We start from the raw sequence: 16,934 nt of genomic DNA, 5'->3' as shown, positions 1-16,934 counted from the left end.
CCATGACCACCATCACCGAAGCACCGGCCGTCGTCCCGAAAGCCGCGGCCCGCAAACTGTCCTACGTCAAGGCCTTCAACGAGGGCCTCGCCCAGGCCATGCGCGAGGACGAGAACGTCTTCGTCGCCGGCGAGGACGTGGCCGGCTACGGCGGCGTCTTCCGCATGTTCGACAACCTGCTCGACGAGTTCGGCCCGCGCCGCATGATCGACACCCCCATCTCCGAGGCGGCGCTCGTCGGACTCGGCGTGGGCGCCGCCGCCCGCGGCCTGCGTCCCGTCGTCGACCTGATGTTCATGGACTTCATCGGCGTCTGCCTCGACCAGATCGTCAACCAGGCCGCCAAGATGAAGTACATGTTCGGCGGCGCCGTGTCCGTGCCGCTCACCATCACCACCGCCTCCGGCGCGGGCCTCGGCGCCGCGGCCCAGCACAGCCAGAGCCTGGAGGCCTGGCTCGCCCACGTGCCCGGGCTCAAGGTGGTCATGCCGTGCGACGCCTACACGGCCAAGGGCCTGACGGTCTCGGCCATCCGGGACGACAACCCGGTCGTCGTCATGCTCAACAAGGTCCTCCTCGGCAGCACCAGCGAGGTCCCCGAGGAGATCTACGGCATCCCGCTCGGCCGGGCCCACACCGTGCGGCACGGCACCGACGTCACCGTCATCGCCCTGGGCCGCATGGTGGGGGAGGCCCTCGCGGCGGCCGATGAACTGGCGGCGCAGGGCGTGGACGTCGAGGTGATCGACCCCCGCACCGTGCAGCCCCTGGACACCGAGACGATGATCGCCTCCGTCCGGCGAACCAACCGCGTGCTCGTCGTCCACGAGGCCGTCACCTTCGGCGGCCTCGGTGCGGAGATCGCCGCCCAGATCCAGGACGAGGCCTTCGACCACCTCGACGCGCCGGTCCTGCGCATCGGCGCCCCCTTCTCCCCGGTGCCGTTCTCGCCGGTCCTCGAGAAGGCCTACGTCCCCGATCGCGCCCGCATCGCCCAGGGATGCCGACGTCTGCTCGAAAGGTCGTGACCGACGTGGCGGTCGAGGTTCTGCTGCCGAAGATCGGCCTGACCATGCAGGAAGGCACGATCGACGAATGGCTGGTGCCCGTCGGCGCGGCCGTCGCGGAGGGCGACGCGCTGCTGCGGCTGGCCACCGACAAGGTCGACGTGGACGTCGAGGCGGAGGCGGGGGGAGTGTTCCACCCGGTGGTCCCGGCCGGGACCACCGTCCCCGCCGGGGCCCTCATCGGCTGGCTGCTGGCCGAGGGCGAGCAGCCACCGGACCCGGGGGGTACGCCGATGCCCGCCGGGTCCGGGTCCAGCACGGACGCGCCCGCCGCGCCTCTGGCCAACGGCAGTGTCAGTGTCACTGCCCTCGGGTCCGGGTCCGGTGCGGGTACGGCCGCCGCGCCTTCGGCCCCTGGCCGTGTCGCTGCCCTTGGGGCCGGGTCCCGTGCGGTTGCGGCCGCCGCATCCCTCGCCCAGGGCCGCCCCGCTCTCCTCGGCCACGGCGACCGGATCCTGTCCTCGCCGAACGCCCGGAGGGTCGCCGCCTCAGCCGGCGTCGACCTCACCGCCGTACGCGGCACAGGGCCAGGGGGGCGGATCGTCTCCGAGGACGTGGAGGAGTTCCTGGCGTCGCTCCCCGGTGACGTCGTCCCGCCGGGCGGCGCTCCCTCCTCGCCGCTGGTCCGCAAACTGGCCAAGGAGCGTGGCATCGATCTCTCCGCGGTGAACGGCACCGGGCCCGGCGGCCGGATCCGCCGGTCCGACCTCGACGCTGTCACTCCGGCGCCCGTGCCCGCGCCCCCGCCGGCCCGCCGGGGTGCCGCACCCCAGCCCGGCGACGTCCTCCCCCTCACCGGAATGCGCGGCACCATCGCCCGCCGTATGCACGCCAGCCTGCAGGAGATGGCGCAGCTGACGCACGGCTACGAGGTGCGCATGGACGCTGTGGTGTCACTGCGGGACCGGCTTAAGGAGGAGTGGAGCGACGGCGATCTGCCCGTGCCGAGCCTCAACGACTTCCTGCTGAAGGCCGCCGCCCTGGCCCTGCGCGCACACCCCCTGCTCAACGCGACGGTGCGGGAGGACGGCATCCATCTGCTGGACACGATCCACCTCGGGTTCGCGGTGGCCGTTCCGGGCGGCCTGATGGTCCCCGTGATCGAGGACGCGGCCGCGCTGCCGCTGCCCGAGATCGCCCGTCAGTCCAGGAGCCTGGCCCAGGCCGCGCGCGAGGGACGGATCTCCCCGGCCCGGCTGGAAGGCGCCACCTTCACCGTCACCTCGCTCGGCGGATACGGCGTCGACTTCTTCACCCCCGTGATCAACCCGGGCAATGTCGCGATCCTCGGTGTCGGCCGACTCAGGGACGGCGTGGAGTGGTCGGCCGACGACCGCCCGCTGCGGACGCGCGTGCTCACACTGAGCCTCACCTTCGACCACCGCGCGGTGGACGGGGCACCCGCCGCCGAGTACCTGCGCACGGTCGCCGAGTTGCTGCGCAAACCCCTCCGGCTGCTGGTCTGATCCCAGGACGCTACTCGGCCGCCGCCGGGCCGGCGATCCGCTCGGCGAGCCCGCCCACCTCGCGCACGAAGGAGCGGTGCCCGAGGGACCGGTAGACGTCGTCGCCCCGGACCTGCGAGATCGCGGCGGTCTCCAGCAGCGCCAGCAGGCCGAGGCCGATCACCGCCGCCTCAGCGTCGGAGACCGACGCGTCGGCCTTGCGGATCAGCCGCACCAGCTCCGCCAGGAGTTCCGTACGGCTCTCCTGACGCAGCGCCTCCGCCTCCTGGCTCATACCGGCCGAGGTCACGAAGAACACGGTGGCGGCGGACCGGTGTTCGCCCAGCCAGGCCAGCAGCGTGGTGACGGCCGATCCGACGTCCGAGCCGGACGTGTGGGCCTCAGTGAGCGCGTGCAGCTGCTCGTGCAGTGCGGCGGCGAACACCCGCATCCCCTCCGCCAGCACCTGGTCCTTGGAGGAGAAGTGGTAGTAGACGGCCGCCGAGGTCATTTCCGCCCGGGCGGCGATGTCGGCCACGGTCACCTCGTCCGGCGGCTGGGTGGCGAACAGCTCCGTGGCCGCCTCGATCACCCACTGCCGACGGGACGGGCGGTGGGCGGCGCGGGTTCCGGATGTCGTCATGGTGTCAAGTATGCCGGGACCTTGCTGATCGGGAGGCCCTGGTGCAACAGGAATCAAGGGGTCTTCCCGGCGTAGTTACTGGATAGCATGGTCAGACACAGGGACCGCGGACGAGGGTTCACCGGCAGCCGCCAGGGAGCATGATGGCCACCACGAAGAACGGCAAGCAGCCCGCCCACCGGCCCTCCCGGCGGCAGCACATCATCACCGCCGCCGTGCGGGTCTTCGGCCGCAACGGCTTCGCCGAGACGAGCATCCAGGACATCGCGGACGAGGCCCAAGTGGTGCCCACGGCCGTCTACTACCACTTCGACGGCAAGGACGAACTGCTCGAACTCACCATGCGCCGGGTCTTCGACCAACTGAACGCGGTCGTGGAAGAGGCCCGCCCGGAGTCCGAGCCCGGCGACGCGGAGGGGTTGCTGCGCGTCATCGACGCCGTGTGGGACTGGGTGGAGCGCAACCCGGACGAGGCCCGGCTCTACCAGGTGCAGATCGCCTCCGCCAACGGCAACGTGAAGGCGCTTCGGGACGAGTTCGAGCAGCGCCACATCCAACGCGGATACGACTATCTGCCCGAGGGCACCACCCGCAGTCCCCGGGCCGCCAAGGCCCGTCACGCGACGCAGGCGCTCGCGGTGCGCACGCTGATCAGCACGACCATGCTCGTCACCGCCCTGCGCGCGGAAGGCGGGCCGCTCTCCGAGCTGCCCTCCCGGTCGGTCCTCGAGGCGGTCAGGTCGCTGGCGCTGCGCATCGTCGCCGCCGAGCAGAACGGGACCGCGTCGCAGGCCTGAGGCAGCTCCCCGGCCTCGCCAGGCTCACCACGTCAGCGGGTTCACCACGTCAGCGGGTTCACCGAGTCACCCGGTTCACCAGGGCAGCGGCCTGCGGTCCGCGAAGAGCCCACCCGTCGTCCCGTCGCCCTCGGGCAGCGTCGCGAGCCAGACCGGCGTGTCCGCGCCCTCCTGCGGACCGCGCGGTGCGGACTCCCCGCCCATCCCGCTCCGCGTCCACCCGGGATCGGCCGAGTTGACCAGCACACCGGTGCCGGCCACTTCGGCGGCGAGCATCCGGGTCAGCGCGTTGAGCGCGGTCTTGGAGACGCGATACGCCGGATGCCGACCGGAGTTCATCAGCGACAGCGAGCCGTAGGAGCTGGTGACGTTGACGACCCGCCCGTATCCGGCCCGCACCATGCCGGGCACGACGGCCTCGGCCAGCCGCCAGGCGCCCAGCAGATTCGTCTCCAGCGTGGCGCGCAGGGCGTCCTCGTCGAGGCCCAGGGCTGTGCGCGTCCCGTCCAGGCTGACCCCGGCGTTGTTGACGAGGACGTCGATCGTGCCGAAGCGTCCCAGAGCCTCGTCCACCGCCCCGGCGACACTCGCGGCGGACGACACGTCCAGGGCCAGCGGCACCGCCGCCGGACCGATGCCGCCGCACACCTCCTGGGCCGCCTCCCGCTTCCTGGCCGCGACCAGCACTCTCAGGCCCCTCTCGGCCAGTTGACGGCAGATCTCCACGCCGATTCCGCGCGCCCCGCCGGTGACCAGCGCCGTTCTGGTGCCCTGCTGCATGCGCGTGCCGCCTTTCACACGGTCAGTACCGAGCAGGCGCTGATCCCCGGCGCCCCGTACACATGGGTGAACCCGACGCGCGGAGCACCCGGCACCTGCACACCCGGCGCCCGGCCCTGCAACTGCCGTACGACCTCGTGGAACTGGCGCAGCCCCGAGGCGCCGACGGGTTCGCCGCCGGCCAGGCAGCCGCCGTCGGTGTTGACCGGTATCCGGCCCGTGGGGTCGGTCTCCCTGCCCGCCAGCAACTCCGCCTGCTCGCCGTGGCCGCACAGCCCGGTCTCCGCCAGGTGGATCAGCTCCGAGCCGCTGTCGGTGTCCTGCAACTGGGCGACCTGCACGTCCCCGGGGCCCACACCGGCCGTGCGGAAGGCGGCCTCCGCGGCGTCGACGCTGGGGCTGCGGTGCGGGCCCGGCGGCAACCAGGGCGCGAACACCTCGAACGAGCCGAACCGGCGCGTCCGAAAGGCCAGCGACGCCAGCTTGACGGGCCGTTCGCACAGGTCGAAGGCGCGGTCGCCGAGCGCGAGGACCAGCGCCACCGCACCCTGCCCCGGCGAGCAGAACATGTACTGGGTGAGCGGGGGGCTGACCTCGGCGGAGTCCAGGATCTCCCGCTCCGTCAGCGGCTTGCGCCGCCAGGCCAGGGGATGGTGCGAGCCGTTGCGGAAGGCCCGCGCGGCGACCGTCGCCAGCGCCTGCTCCGAGATGCCGTACTCGTGCAGATACCGCTGCGTCTTCAGCGCGAAGAACTGCGTGGTGAGCATCATGCCGCTCTCGGCGTACCACTCGCCCAGGCCGTAGCGGGCCGCGGAGACGTGGAACGCGCCCCGTTCGTGCTTGTCGAAACCGACGGCAAGCCCCAGCGACGCCTCGCCCGCCCGCAGCGCGTGCGCCACCGACAGCACGGTCGAGGCACCGGTCGCGCAGCCGTTCTGCACGTTCACGAACGGCACACCGGTCAGACCCAGCCGGCCCACCAGCGTGTCGGGTTTGCCGGACACATCGGAGCCGCCGGCCGCGTAGTCGACGTCCTCCCAGGCGACACCGGCGTCGGCGAGTGCCTCACGGACCGCCCGCACGGCCATGTCCATTCCGGTGACGCTCTCGTCGCGGCCGAAGGGATGCATGCCGCAGCCGACCACGTAGACATCGTCGGACCGGCTCATCGCTCGTCCCGCGTGGCAGGGCGGAACGCGAAGGTCAGCACCTCGGTCCCGTCCTCGTCGTGGTAGGCGGCCAGCGTGGTCAACCGGACCGGCAGCCCGATCCAGATCTCCTCGCGCGGAACCGCGAGCCGCGCCTCGACCAGCACTTCACCGAGGTCCACGTAGCCCACGTGGTACGGCTCGTACCCCCCGGCGGGCGGCCGGTACGGCGGCCTGGGCGGGAATGCCTGCAGCGTCCACGACCACACCCGGCCGGCCACCGGCAGCACGTGCGCGGACATGGCCCCGCGCGAACACCTGGGACACGAGTCCTGCCGGGGGAAGACGACGGTGCCGCAGCCGGAGCAGCGCGCCCCCGCGAGACGTGGTGGATCCACGCTGTCGAACAGGCCGTCGTCGATGAGTCGGGTGGTCTTCATGCGTGCCGCCTTCCCTGTCACCAGCCCAGCAGCCCGGCGAGTCGTTCGCGGTGGTGTGCGGCGCCGCCGAACAGGGCCGCGTCGGACTGGGCGCGCCGGAAGTACAGGTGGGCGTCGTGCTCCCAGGTGAAGCCCATGCCGCCGTGCAGGTGCACGCACTCGGCGGCGACCGACACGAACGCCTCACCGCACCAGGCCTGCGCCACCGCCGCCGCCTCGGCCAGCGCCTCGGGCGAACCGGCCGCCAGGACCGCGCGCACCACCGCCGATCGCGCAGCCTCGACCTGGAGGAGCATGTCGGCGCAGGTGTGCTTGACCGCCTGGAAGCCGCCGATCGCCCGGCCGAACTGGGTACGGTCGCGCACATGGGCCACCGTCAGGTCCAACGCGGCCTGCGCACCCCCGAGTTGCTCGGCGGCCAAGGCCACCAGGCCCACGTCGAGGGCGCGGCCGACGACGTCCGCCCCCGCGCCCTGGGCGGTGAGCTCCCGGGCCCGGGCACCGGAGAAGGAGACCACCGCCTGCCCCCGGCTGAGGTCGAGGGTGGGTACCCGGCGCACGGTGATCCCCGAGTCGCGCGGGTCGGCGAGGAAGAGGTCGACGCCGTCGGCCCCGGCGGCGGCCACCACCAGCCACTCGGCATCGGCGCCGTCGAGGACGAATGGCGCGCTGCCGTCAAGGAAGGGCACGCCGTCCCGCCAGGAGACGGCCACCGGCACGGCGTCCGGCCGCCAGGTCCCGTCCTGCGACGCCACCGCCAGGGCATGCACGGTGCCCCCCGCCAGCTCCACGAGCGCCTCGCCGGCCGTGCCGCAGCCGGCCAGCACCTGACCGGCCAGCACGGTCGACGACAGCAGCGGCACCGGCGCCAGCGTCCTGCCCAACTCCTCGCAGACCGCGGCGATCTCGGCGAGGCCGCCGATACCCCCGGACGCCTCGGGCAGCCCCAGGGCGGCGAGGCCCACCTGCCGGCCGAGGGTGTCCCACAGTCCGGCGTCGATGCCGGGGGCGCGCTCGTCCAGCCGACGCACCGAGGCGGTGCCGCCGGCGTCCGCGCACACCGACCGTACGGTCTCGCGCAGGTCGTCCAGTTCGGCGTCGGACAGGGCCGTGCCGTCGGTCACGGTGGTCGTCATCGCACGCTCCCGCTCTCCTCACGCCGCTCCCGCAGGGCGCTGTGCGCGGCCGCCATCCGGGCCACCGGCACGCGGTGCGCGGAACAGGAGACGTAGTCGAGCCCCAGGCCGTCGCAGAACGCGATCGACTCCGGATCGCCACCATGCTCCCCGCACACGCCCAGCTTGATCCCGGGACGCACGCTGCGGGCCCGCTCCGCCGCCAGGGCGACGAGGGCGCCCACGCCGTGCGGGTCGAGCCGCGCGAACGGGCTGGCGGTCAGGAACCCGCGCTCCAGGTACGAGGCGAGCACCTGCCGCTCCACGTCGTCCCGGGAGAAGCCGTAGGTCAGCTGGGTGAGGTCGTTGGTGCCGAACGAGAAGAACTCGGCGTGCTCGGCGAGCTCCCCGGCCAGCAGCGCGGCCCGAGGCGTCTCGATCATCGTGCCGAGACGGTACGGAACCCGGACGCCGGTGCGTTCGGCGACCGCGTCGGCAGCTCCGCGTACGAACGCCGCCGCCGCGGCCAGTTCCTCCGGCAGGCTGACCAGAGGGATCATGACCTCCAGCTCGGGCCGCACCCCGGTGGCCGCCACATCGGCCCAGGCGGCGAAGAGCGCCTCGGCCTGCGCCGGGTAGAGCCGCTCGTGCAGCAGGGCCAGGCGGACCCCGCGCAGCCCGAGCATCGGGTTCGCCTCGCGCAGAGCGGCGGCCCGCTGCTCCTCGGCGGCGTGAGCTGCCTCTCCCGGGGCGGGCAGGAACTCGTGCAGCGGGGCGTCGAGTAGCCGCACGGTCACCGGGCGGCTCCCGACCGCGGCCAGCAGCGCCCGGAAGTCCTCGTGCTGGGCCTGCTCGAGCGCGACCAGCGCCTCGTCACGGGCCGCGGGGTCGGCGGCCAGGATCACCCGGCGGATCAGCGGCAGGCGAGCGCCGAGGAACTGGTGCTCCGTACGGCACAGCCCGACGCCCTCCGCGCCCAGGGTGACGGCGGTGTCCACCTCGGCGGCGGTGTCCGCGTTGACCCGCACACCGAGCCGGCGCATCCCGTCCGCCCACTCCAGGACGGTGGACAGCTCGGGCGGCGGTCCGGCGACACTGACCCGCAGCGTCCCCGCGTAGACGGCGCCGGTACGGCCGTCCAGCGACACCGGGTCGCCCTCGTGCAGCACCCGCTCGCCGATCCGTACCGTCCCGGCGGCCAGGTCCACACGCAGCCCGTCGGCGCCGCACACCGCGGGCGTCCCGGCACCCCGCGCCACCACGGCGGCGTGCGAGGCGATGCCTCCGGTGCCGGTCAGCACCGCGGCGGAGGCCAGCATCCCGGGGACGTCGGCGGGAGTCGTCTCCCGGGCCACGAGCACGACCTGCGTGCCGTCCGCGGCCAGTTCGAGGGCCCGTTCGCTGGACAGGGCGATCACACCCGCCGCCGCCCCCGGCGAGGCCGGAAGCCCTCGTACGAGGAGTTCCTCGCCGCCGGTCAGCCGCAGCTGGGGATGCAGCAGTTCCTGCACCTGCGCGGGGCTGATCCGGCGGACGGCCTCCTCCCGGCCGAGCGTCCCGCCCCGGGCCAGGTCGGCGGCGAGACATACCGAGGCGCGCAGCGGCGGGCGCGGCTGGGCCGAGGCGGCGAGCAGGGAGATCTCGTCGTCCCGGACCTCGAAGTCGACCGAGACCGGCGCGTGCAGATGGCGTTCCAGGGTGAGCAGCGAGTGCTCGAGCAGCGAGGTTCCGCCCGCGAGCCGGTCCAGCGGTTCGCTCGTGTGCGGCGGCGGGGCACTGCGGCGCACGCCTCGGAAGAAGGAGCCGTGGGGCGAGAAGCGGCCGGTCTCGGGGTGGCGGCTCACCGCGGTGCCGTAGCCCGAGTGGTCCGCCGGGCCGATGCGCAGCGCCTGCACATGCAGGGCGACGGCCAGATCGGCCGGGAGTCGCTGGGACCGCCGGGACCGTCGCGCGCGCGGCGAGTCCCATCGGACGAGGAGGGCGCGGGCGGCCAGCGCCAGCTGTTCCGCGGGGTCGTCGGGGTACGGCCGCGAGCCGTGCCGGGCGGCCAGGGACAGCAGCGCCTCCACCCGGGCGCGCGGGTCGGGCGTATCGAGGAGGGCGTCGTCGAGCACCGCACCGGGTACGTCGAGTCCGTGCTCGGCGATCATTCGCACCGAGGCGGCCCACACCTCGTACAGCGCCTCCTCGCGACCGATGACTGCGCACAGGGCGCTCGCGTCGGCCGGGGTGACGCCGAGGCAGGCCAGGTCGGGCGGCAGTCCCGCGATCTCGGTCGGCGCGCTCGCCGACAGGCGCAGCAGCAGCGGGCGGCCCGTGTCGCCGATCCGCCGCCCCGAGAGCTGTTCGACCAGGTCGACGGCGGTGCGGGCCGTGCCGGGTTCGCACAGGGCGGCGGCGGCACTCGCGGGCACGGTGAGCCCAGGCACCACCGGCAGCCCGAGCGCCACGAGCCGGTCCATCGCCGCGCCGTGCGCCCCGAGTTCGACGGCGTCGAGGCCCCGGCTGAGACCCTGACCATAGGGAACGAGGGCACGGCCGGGAGCCTCCGGGTGCGCGCCGGGGGCGGGGGCCTCAACGCGTACGGAGGGAACGTGCGCCTCGGGCCGGGCGCCGGGGCTGGGGGGTGATGCTTCGGGCCGTGCGCCTGGGGCGGGGTCGGGTCGGGATGCTTCGGGCTGTGCGCCGAGCGCGGTGGCGGGCGCATCCGCCCGCGCGCCGCGGGCGGGGGTGGGTGCTGCCGGTTGTGCGGCGGTGCCGGGGGCGGAGGCCTCGGAACGAGGCAGGGAGCCCGGCTCGCGGTCGGTGACGCTCAACCCCGGCTCCTCGCGACCAGATCCTCTTCGAGGGCCTCGTCCTCGGCCCGGCTGATCCCCAGCACGAGCAGCAGCTCCTGGTGCAACCGCATCCACACCGTGTGGTACGAGTCGCACAGTGGCGAGGCCAGCCACTCCGCCGCCCCCTCGTCGAAGCGCTCGAGGGCGTCCTCCAGGTCCGCGACGTACCGTCCGCTGCCCGCGAGCACCGGCTCCAGCCTGCGCAGCACCGGCTGGATGGCCTCGTGCACGTCCTCCAGCGATTCGCGCACCTCGGCGTCGTAGGCGCTGTCCAAGTGGTCGTTCGCGGTGCCGTCGGGGCGACACTGCCAGGCCGTGCAGACCTCACGGACCTGCCGGTTGACCGGCAGGAAGGCGTGGTAGGCCGCGGTGATCCGCTGCTCCTGCACGGAGCCGGGAGTGACCCGCAGTACCCGCGAGGCAGCCGTCTTGGCGCGCTCGGTCGGCAGCACCATCGGGCCCTTCACCATCGCCAGCCCGGCGTCGACCAGGGGGCGGTGTTCGGACTCGGGCCGGCCGCGCCACATGCCACGCAGAACGAGGTCGACAACGGCTTCGGTGAGGTCCTCGTCGAGGGCGCCCGTCGGGTCCACGGCAGCAGACTGCATCGCCACACACCTTTTCCTCGGTTCCGTGTTGCCCGGAGGTTACGCTTCGGCCGGGTTGTTAGTGAAGAGGGATTCAAGAAACACTTTTCGATTCCCTCGCTCCGGCCCGCCCGCCGCCCGCTCCCGCGCGACCCCGGCCCGACAGGAACGACGCCATGCGCGCCTGCGCCTCCGGACCCCCCGCCAGCGCGGCGATGGACCGCGCCTCCTCCGCCAGGTGGCGGCGCAGGTCGTCCCCGCACGCGTCCCCGCTCCCGTCACGCAGAAGTCGCTTCGCCGCGCGCAGCGCGTCACCCGGCCCGGCGGCCAGTTCGGCGGCGGTCCGGTGCGCGGCCTCCTCCAGCGCATCCTCGTCGACGGACCGGGACACCAGACCACAGCTTTCGGCATCGTCGCCGGTCAGGACCCGGTTGGTCAGGATCAGATCCGCCGCGAGGCGAGGGCCCACCAGGCGGGGCAGGAGCCACGAGGCTCCGCAGTCCGGGGTGAGCCCGATCGCGGTGTACGCCAGCCGGAACCGCGCCGACCGGGCAGCCAGGACGACATCCCCGACCAGGGCGAGACCGATTCCGCCACCCGCGGTCGCACCCCGCACGGCGGTCACCACCGGCACCGGCAGCTCGTACAGGGTCTGTATCGCGGCATGGGCGGCGGTCGCCACGGCGTGCACATGAGCGCCGGTCTCCTCGCCCCGGCCCGCGAAGGCGCGCAGGTCACCGCCCACACAGAAGGTGGCGCCCGCCGACCGCAGCAGCACCGCGCCGCCGGGATCCGCCGCCACCTGGGCGGTCGCGTCCCTGAGCGCCTCGGCGGTCCGCAGGTCGAGCGCGTTGCCGCGCCCGGGGTCGTCGAGCCTCAACTCGACCACCCGGTCGGGGTGCCGGACGACCAGGACAGGCTGGGTGCTCATGGGGTTCCTCTCCCGTCGCCGCCGATTGCCACCCAGCAAGATACTGAAGACGCTGTACAGTTTCTAGGACGCGACGGGCGCCGATGCCCGTACGCCCGTCGGCGGGAGGTACCCGTGCCCATCCAGTTCGATGTCGATCCGCCCGTCGCCCGACTCGCCGAGGCCACCACCGCGTTCGTACGCGACGTGGTGATACCGGCCGAGCGCGAGTGCGGCGGGTCCGTGCACGACGCCCCCGAGGACCTGCGGCGGATCCTCCAGAAAGGTGCCCGTGAGGCCGGGGTGTTCGCACCGCACGTGCCACCGCGGTGGGGTGGGCACGGGCTCGACCTCCGTGGGCAGGCGGTGGTCTTCGAGGCAGCCGGCTACTCGCTGCTCGGCCCGCTGGCGCTGAACTGCGCGGCGCCCGACGAGGGCAACATGCACCTGCTCGACAAGGTGGCCACCGAGGAGCAGAAGGAGCGCTATCTGCGCCCGCTCGCCGCCGGTGAGGTGAGGTCCTGCTTCGCCATGACGGAACCGGCACCGGGCGCCGGCGCCGACCCTCGCTCCCTGCGGACCACCGCGGTGCGGGTCCCCGGCGGATGGCGCATCGACGGGCACAAGTGGTTCATCACCGGGGCTGACGGCGCCGGCTTCACCATCGTCATGGCCCGGACCTCCGGCAGCCCCGGCGACCCGGGCGGCGCCACCATGTTCCTGGTCGACGCAGGCACCCCCGGCATGCGCATCGTCCGCAACATCGAAACCCTCGACGAGTCGCTCTTCGCAGGGCACAGCGAGATCGCCTTCGAGGAGTGCGTGGTGGGGGAGGACCAGGTCCTCGGCACGGTGGATCACGGCTTCGACGGTGCCCAGGTCCGGCTCGGCCCCGCCCGGATGACGCACTGCATGCGCTGGCTGGGCGCCGCGCGCCGGGCCCAGGACGTCGCCCTCGAGCGGGCCGGAAGCAGGACGGCGTTCGGGTCCGTCCTCGGCGACCTCGGCATGGTGCAGCAGATGCTGGCCGACTCCGAGATCGACATCGAGGCGAGCCGTGCCCTCATCCTGCGCACCGCGTGGGAACTCGACACCGGTTCCGCCGCCGCCTCCCAGCTCACGTCGGTCTCCAAGACGTTCGTGGCCGAGGCGGTGAACCGGGTCGTCGACCGGGCGGTGCAGATCTGCGGAGCGCTCGGCGTCTCGGCTGCCGACGCTCCGCTGGCCCGCCTGCTCAGGGAGGTGCGGCCCTTCCGTATCTATGACGGCCCGTCCGAGACACACCGCTTCGCCATCGCCCGCCGCGCTGTGCGGCCCTACCGCCGGCCGGCGCCGTCGGCGCCCTGATCGACTGGTGACGACCGGAACCCGGGCGTACGGTCGAACGGTGGAATCAGCGGTGGACGGACTCGTTCACCGACCCCTCGCGAGGGCTGGACCCCCGAGAGTGCGAGCGCGATGACCAGCAGCCCAAAGCCGACTTCCTCACCCCAGACCACCACCCGGGAACCGGGAGGTGGCGGAAACGCCATGGCGCTGCTGGTCATCGCGTCGTGTCAGCTCATGGTGGTGCTCGACATCACCATCGTGAACATCGCACTGCCGGACATCCAGCGTTCCCTCGACTTCTCCACGACGAGCCTGTCCTGGGTGGTCAACGCCTACACCCTCACCTTCGGCGGTCTCCTGCTGCTCGGCGGCCGGACCGGCGACATCCTGGGCCGACGGCGCGTCTTCATCTTCGGCGTCCTGCTGTTCGTGCTCGCCTCACTCCTCGGCGGGCTCGCCCAGAACGAGGCCCAACTCCTCTCCGCCCGTGCCCTCCAGGGAGTCGGCGGCGCCATCGCGTCCCCCACGGCCCTGTCCCTGATCAGTACGACGTTCCGCGAAGGCCCGGACCGCAACCGGGCGTTCGGGGTCTTCGCCGCCGTCTCGGCGGGGGGCGGCGCGATCGGCCTGCTCGCGGGCGGCGTCCTCGTCGAGTGGCTGAACTGGCGGTGGGTGCTCTTCGTCAACGTCCCCATCGGCCTGCTCATCGCCCTCGCCGCACCCCGCTACATCAAGGAGTCCGAACGCCACCCGGGCCGCTTCGACATCACCGGCGCACTGACCTCCACCGTGGGCATGGTGCTCCTGGTCTACGGCTTCATCAGAGCGGCCCAGGAGGGTTGGCGGGACGCCCTGACACTGGCCTCGTTCGCCGCGGCCGTGGTGGTCCTGGCAGTGTTCATCCTGGTGGAGCGGCGTTCCCGCCAGCCGATCACCCCGCTGCACATGTTCGCCGACCGCAACCGAGCGGGCACGTACGGCATCATGCTGTGCCTCGCCGCGGCGATCTTCGGAATGTTCTTCTTCCTCACGCTCTTCGTGCAGAACGTCCTGAACTTCAGCCCGCTGCAGGCCGGGCTCGCGTTCCTGCCGGTGAGCGCGGTCATCGCGGTCGGCGCGGGGCTGGCCTCACGGTTCCTGCCGACGTACGGCCCCAAGCCCTTCATGGTGGTCGGCGCGCTCCTCGCGGCGGCGGGACTGTCCTGGCTGACCCTGACCGACGTCCACTCCACGTACGTGGGCAGCGTCCTCGGCCCGATGCTCGTCTTCAGCCTGGGCATGGGCATGGAGTTCGTCTCGCTCACCCTGATGGCGCTCTCCAACGTCCCCACAGAGGAGACCGGCGCGGCTTCAGGCCTCCTCAACGCCACCCAGCAGGTCGGTGGCTCGCTCGGACTGTCCATCCTGGTCACCATGTTCGGCACGGCCAGCACCAACGAGGCGGAGAAACAGATCCCCCTCTTCCTGGAGCAGGCCACTCCCCTCGAACGCCTGCAGTTCCAGCGCACCGGCCAACTCCCGCCCCCCTGGGGCGACGAGGTCCTCACGGCCGGGGTGTCGGCCGCCTTCATCATGGCCGCGATCTTCACCGCCCTCGCCGCCCTGGTGGCCGTCGTCGTCATCCAGGTCCGCCCCTCCGACCTGGAACGGCTCAAGGGCGGGACCGGCGTCGGCCCGGTCTGAGACCGGACCGACGCGGACGGGCTCGCGTCACGGCAGCGGGCGGGGATACGTCTTCAGGGCGTCGGCCAGACCGGCCGCGTCCGTGCCGATCTTGCGATAGACGGCGGAGAGCAGCTGCCGTACCCCCTGCTCGGTGAGGCGCAGCCCTTTGGCGACCACCGCCACCGACTGGCCCTGGGCGGTCATCTCGGCTGCACGGCGTTCGTGCGCGGAGAGCGTGTCCGTCTGGGCGTACCGCAGGGGCAGCGGCCGCAGCCCCGCCGCCGAGAGCTCCTCCCTGGCCCGCGAGGCCAGGGTCTCGGCACCGCAGTGCACGGCGCTCTCAAGACCCTGATAAAGCCGGTCGGCGGCCTCCTGTATCCGGCCGTTGCGCGACAGCGCGGCCCCGTGACCGACCAGCGCCCGGGCCAGCTCGTACGACGCCGGCGACCGTTCGAGATGTTCTACGGCCTCCGCGTGCAGTTCGAGCGCCGCCGGCCCGCCCGTCACCTCGGCCTCGGTGTGCAGCGCCTGACCGATCACGGAGGCCGCCCCGAAGTCCCGGGCCCGCTTGGCGGCGTCCCGCGCGAGGTTCACCGCCCGCTCCGGGTCCGTGGGCGCGAGAGCGGACGCCAGGTCCAGCTGCCAGGCGCACCAGGAGGGGTTGCGCCACGCCCGTGCCTCGAGCCGCTCACCCACGGCGGACAACAGACACTCCGCGTCCGCGTGCCGTCCCTCCGCCAGCAGCAGCTCGGCGTACACCGTGCGCGGATCCGGGTAGATCACGGCGTTCGGCACCACCTCGCCGTACCGGTACTTGTCGGCGAGCCGCCGCGCGGCACCGACCCGGCCGCGGGCGAGCAGCGTCTGGATGAGGATGCCGATGGCGAACCACTGGGCGGGGACGGCGCCCTCGACGCGGTCGGCCGTGCCGAGGCCCTCCTTGACCCAGTGCTCCGCCTCCACCAGCAGACCCCGCCGGTAGCGGATGTAGCCGAAGAGCGTCTGGCCCAGGGCCAGGTGGGAGCCGCGCCAGCCCTTGTCCTGACACTCGGCCATGCCCTTGGTGAACAGTTCCTCGGCCCGCCGCGGCTGGTCGCAGTACATGAAGGTCAGCGCGACGGAGACGGGCACCTCGAAGCCCCGGTTCTCGTCGGTCCAGCTCATTCCGCCCCGCAGGGCGTCCTCGGCACGCGCGAGGACGGTCTGCCGCGGCTCACCGCACACGAGGGCGTCCCACGCCCGCAACCCGAGGATGTAGCGCTCCTCCAGATTGCGACCGGCCAGCTTCTCGGACAGGCGCGCCAGTTTGCGGGAGCGGGCGATGGAGTCCGGCTCGTCCGTGCGGAAGGCACTCCACACGAACTGATCGGCCTGCATGCGCAGTTTGGTTCGGGGGTTGGTCGCCTTCTTGGCCTCGACGGCGGCGACGGTCGCCGCCTCGGCCAACCGGTCGGTGTGGGCCAGTGCCTGGGTGAGCCGGTAGACCATGGAGGCGCGCAGGTCGGGGTCGACTTCGGGCTCCGCCAGCGCCTCTCGGAGGTAGCTGACCGTGGCCGTGGGTTCGATCAGGAAGGTCGAGCAAGCGAGTTCGTGGAGGATGGCCGCACGGTCCTCCGGCAGGGGAGGTTCCCGCAGCGCCCGGGTCAGCACACGTCGGGCGGCTTCCGGTGCGCCGGCTCGTAGGTCCTCATGGGCGGCAGCCCGAAGACACGCGACGGCCTCGGGCCTTCCGTCGCAGGGAACCTCCAGCAGATGCCGGGCGGCGGCGGAGCTGGCCCCTGTGGCGCGGATGGCCTCGGCGGCCGCGTTGTGCATGCCGACGCGCAGGTTCGAGGGGATGTTCCGGTAGATCGTTGTGGCGATCAGGGGGTGGGTGAACTCCAGTCCGCCCGCAGGCCCATTGTCGTCGGTGAGAATCCGCGCGGACCGCAGGCTCTCGATCGCCTCGGCGGCGTCCTCGGTGCCGATCACCGCGAGGTTGGCCGCGAGGTCCGGTGAGATGGACTCACCCAGCACAGCGGCGGCCCAAGCGAAGCGGAGGGTGGTGCCACCGAGTTGCTTCAGACGCTCGATCAGTGAGCTTCTTCGAGCGGGCCACCGATCGGGTGACGGTCCGTGAAGCGCAACGAGCGAGGCCCCCGGGCAGTTGATCGAGATGTCTGACGTCTCAA

Annotated in this window: 14 protein-coding genes; 5 read left to right on the top strand and 9 right to left on the bottom strand. The window is 72.8% G+C overall.

The window, feature by feature from the left end:
* Positions 1-2 precede the first annotated feature (2 nt).
* Both AC067M_RS41830 and AC067M_RS41825 read left to right on the top strand, forming a co-directional pair.
* Positions 3-1,028, top strand: a complete 1,026-nt coding sequence (locus AC067M_RS41830; RefSeq protein WP_478702239.1) for an alpha-ketoacid dehydrogenase subunit beta — start codon at positions 3-5, stop codon at positions 1,026-1,028.
* A gap of 5 nt (positions 1,029-1,033) precedes the next feature.
* On the top strand, positions 1,034-2,533 hold the full coding sequence (locus AC067M_RS41825) for a 2-oxo acid dehydrogenase subunit E2 (RefSeq protein WP_478702238.1): 1,500 nt from the start codon (positions 1,034-1,036) through the stop codon (positions 2,531-2,533).
* Positions 2,534-2,543: 10 nt separating this feature from the next.
* Here the strand turns inward: AC067M_RS41825 and AC067M_RS41820 are convergent, their stop codons facing one another.
* Positions 2,544-3,155 (bottom strand): TetR/AcrR family transcriptional regulator, encoded by a 612-nt coding sequence (locus AC067M_RS41820; RefSeq protein WP_478702237.1) that lies wholly within the window; start codon positions 3,153-3,155, stop codon positions 2,544-2,546.
* Positions 3,156-3,295: 140 nt separating this feature from the next.
* Between AC067M_RS41820 and AC067M_RS41815 the strand changes: the two genes are divergently transcribed.
* A complete protein-coding gene (locus AC067M_RS41815) occupies positions 3,296-3,952 on the top strand; it encodes a TetR/AcrR family transcriptional regulator (RefSeq protein ID WP_478702236.1) in 657 nt (218 codons plus the stop codon).
* Positions 3,953-4,027: 75 nt separating this feature from the next.
* Here AC067M_RS41815 and AC067M_RS41810 read toward each other — a convergent pair whose 3' ends face one another.
* The 7 genes from AC067M_RS41810 to AC067M_RS41780 form a co-directional block, all read right to left on the bottom strand.
* On the bottom strand, positions 4,028-4,732 hold the full coding sequence (locus AC067M_RS41810) for an SDR family NAD(P)-dependent oxidoreductase (protein WP_478702235.1): 705 nt from the start codon (positions 4,730-4,732) through the stop codon (positions 4,028-4,030).
* 14 nt (positions 4,733-4,746) lie between these two features.
* Positions 4,747-5,901 (bottom strand): thiolase family protein, encoded by a 1,155-nt coding sequence (locus AC067M_RS41805; protein ID WP_478702234.1) that lies wholly within the window; start codon positions 5,899-5,901, stop codon positions 4,747-4,749.
* Positions 5,898-6,320: a Zn-ribbon domain-containing OB-fold protein gene (locus AC067M_RS41800; protein WP_478702233.1), complete on the bottom strand. Its 423-nt coding sequence runs from the start codon at positions 6,318-6,320 to the stop codon at positions 5,898-5,900. Before AC067M_RS41800 ends, AC067M_RS41805 begins: the two co-directional genes overlap by 4 nt.
* A gap of 17 nt (positions 6,321-6,337) precedes the next feature.
* A complete protein-coding gene (locus AC067M_RS41795; protein WP_478702232.1) occupies positions 6,338-7,456 on the bottom strand; it encodes an acyl-CoA dehydrogenase family protein in 1,119 nt (372 codons plus the stop codon).
* On the bottom strand, positions 7,453-10,251 hold the full coding sequence (locus AC067M_RS41790) for a putative PEP-binding protein (RefSeq protein WP_478702231.1): 2,799 nt from the start codon (positions 10,249-10,251) through the stop codon (positions 7,453-7,455). The genes AC067M_RS41795 and AC067M_RS41790 overlap by 4 nt, the downstream gene beginning before the upstream one ends.
* Entirely contained in the window at positions 10,248-10,880 is a 633-nt protein-coding gene (locus AC067M_RS41785; RefSeq protein ID WP_478702230.1) for a hypothetical protein, read from the bottom strand. The genes AC067M_RS41790 and AC067M_RS41785 overlap by 4 nt, the downstream gene beginning before the upstream one ends.
* A gap of 73 nt (positions 10,881-10,953) precedes the next feature.
* Positions 10,954-11,790: an enoyl-CoA hydratase/isomerase family protein gene (locus tag AC067M_RS41780; RefSeq protein ID WP_478702229.1), complete on the bottom strand. Its 837-nt coding sequence runs from the start codon at positions 11,788-11,790 to the stop codon at positions 10,954-10,956.
* A 114-nt stretch (positions 11,791-11,904) separates the two neighbouring features.
* Between AC067M_RS41780 and AC067M_RS41775 the strand changes: the two genes are divergently transcribed.
* Together AC067M_RS41775 and AC067M_RS41770 are read left to right on the top strand one after the other, a co-directional pair.
* On the top strand, positions 11,905-13,116 hold the full coding sequence (locus AC067M_RS41775) for an acyl-CoA dehydrogenase family protein (RefSeq protein WP_478702228.1): 1,212 nt from the start codon (positions 11,905-11,907) through the stop codon (positions 13,114-13,116).
* Between the two features lie 111 nt (positions 13,117-13,227).
* Positions 13,228-14,781 carry an MFS transporter gene (locus AC067M_RS41770; RefSeq protein WP_478702227.1) on the top strand — a complete coding sequence of 518 codons (1,554 nt, stop codon included), beginning with the start codon at positions 13,228-13,230 and terminating at the stop codon, positions 14,779-14,781.
* Positions 14,782-14,808: 27 nt separating this feature from the next.
* On the opposite strand, the gene AC067M_RS41765 is transcribed toward AC067M_RS41770, so the two are convergent.
* Positions 14,809-16,934: ATP-binding protein (locus tag AC067M_RS41765; protein ID WP_478702226.1), on the bottom strand; the 2,126-nt coding region annotated here is incomplete at its 5' end.

It is taken from the genome of Streptomyces sp. NPDC043427 (assembly GCF_056436655.1).
Note: the sequence above shows the minus strand (reverse complement) of the source record. Positions and strands in the feature narration are given on the sequence as shown.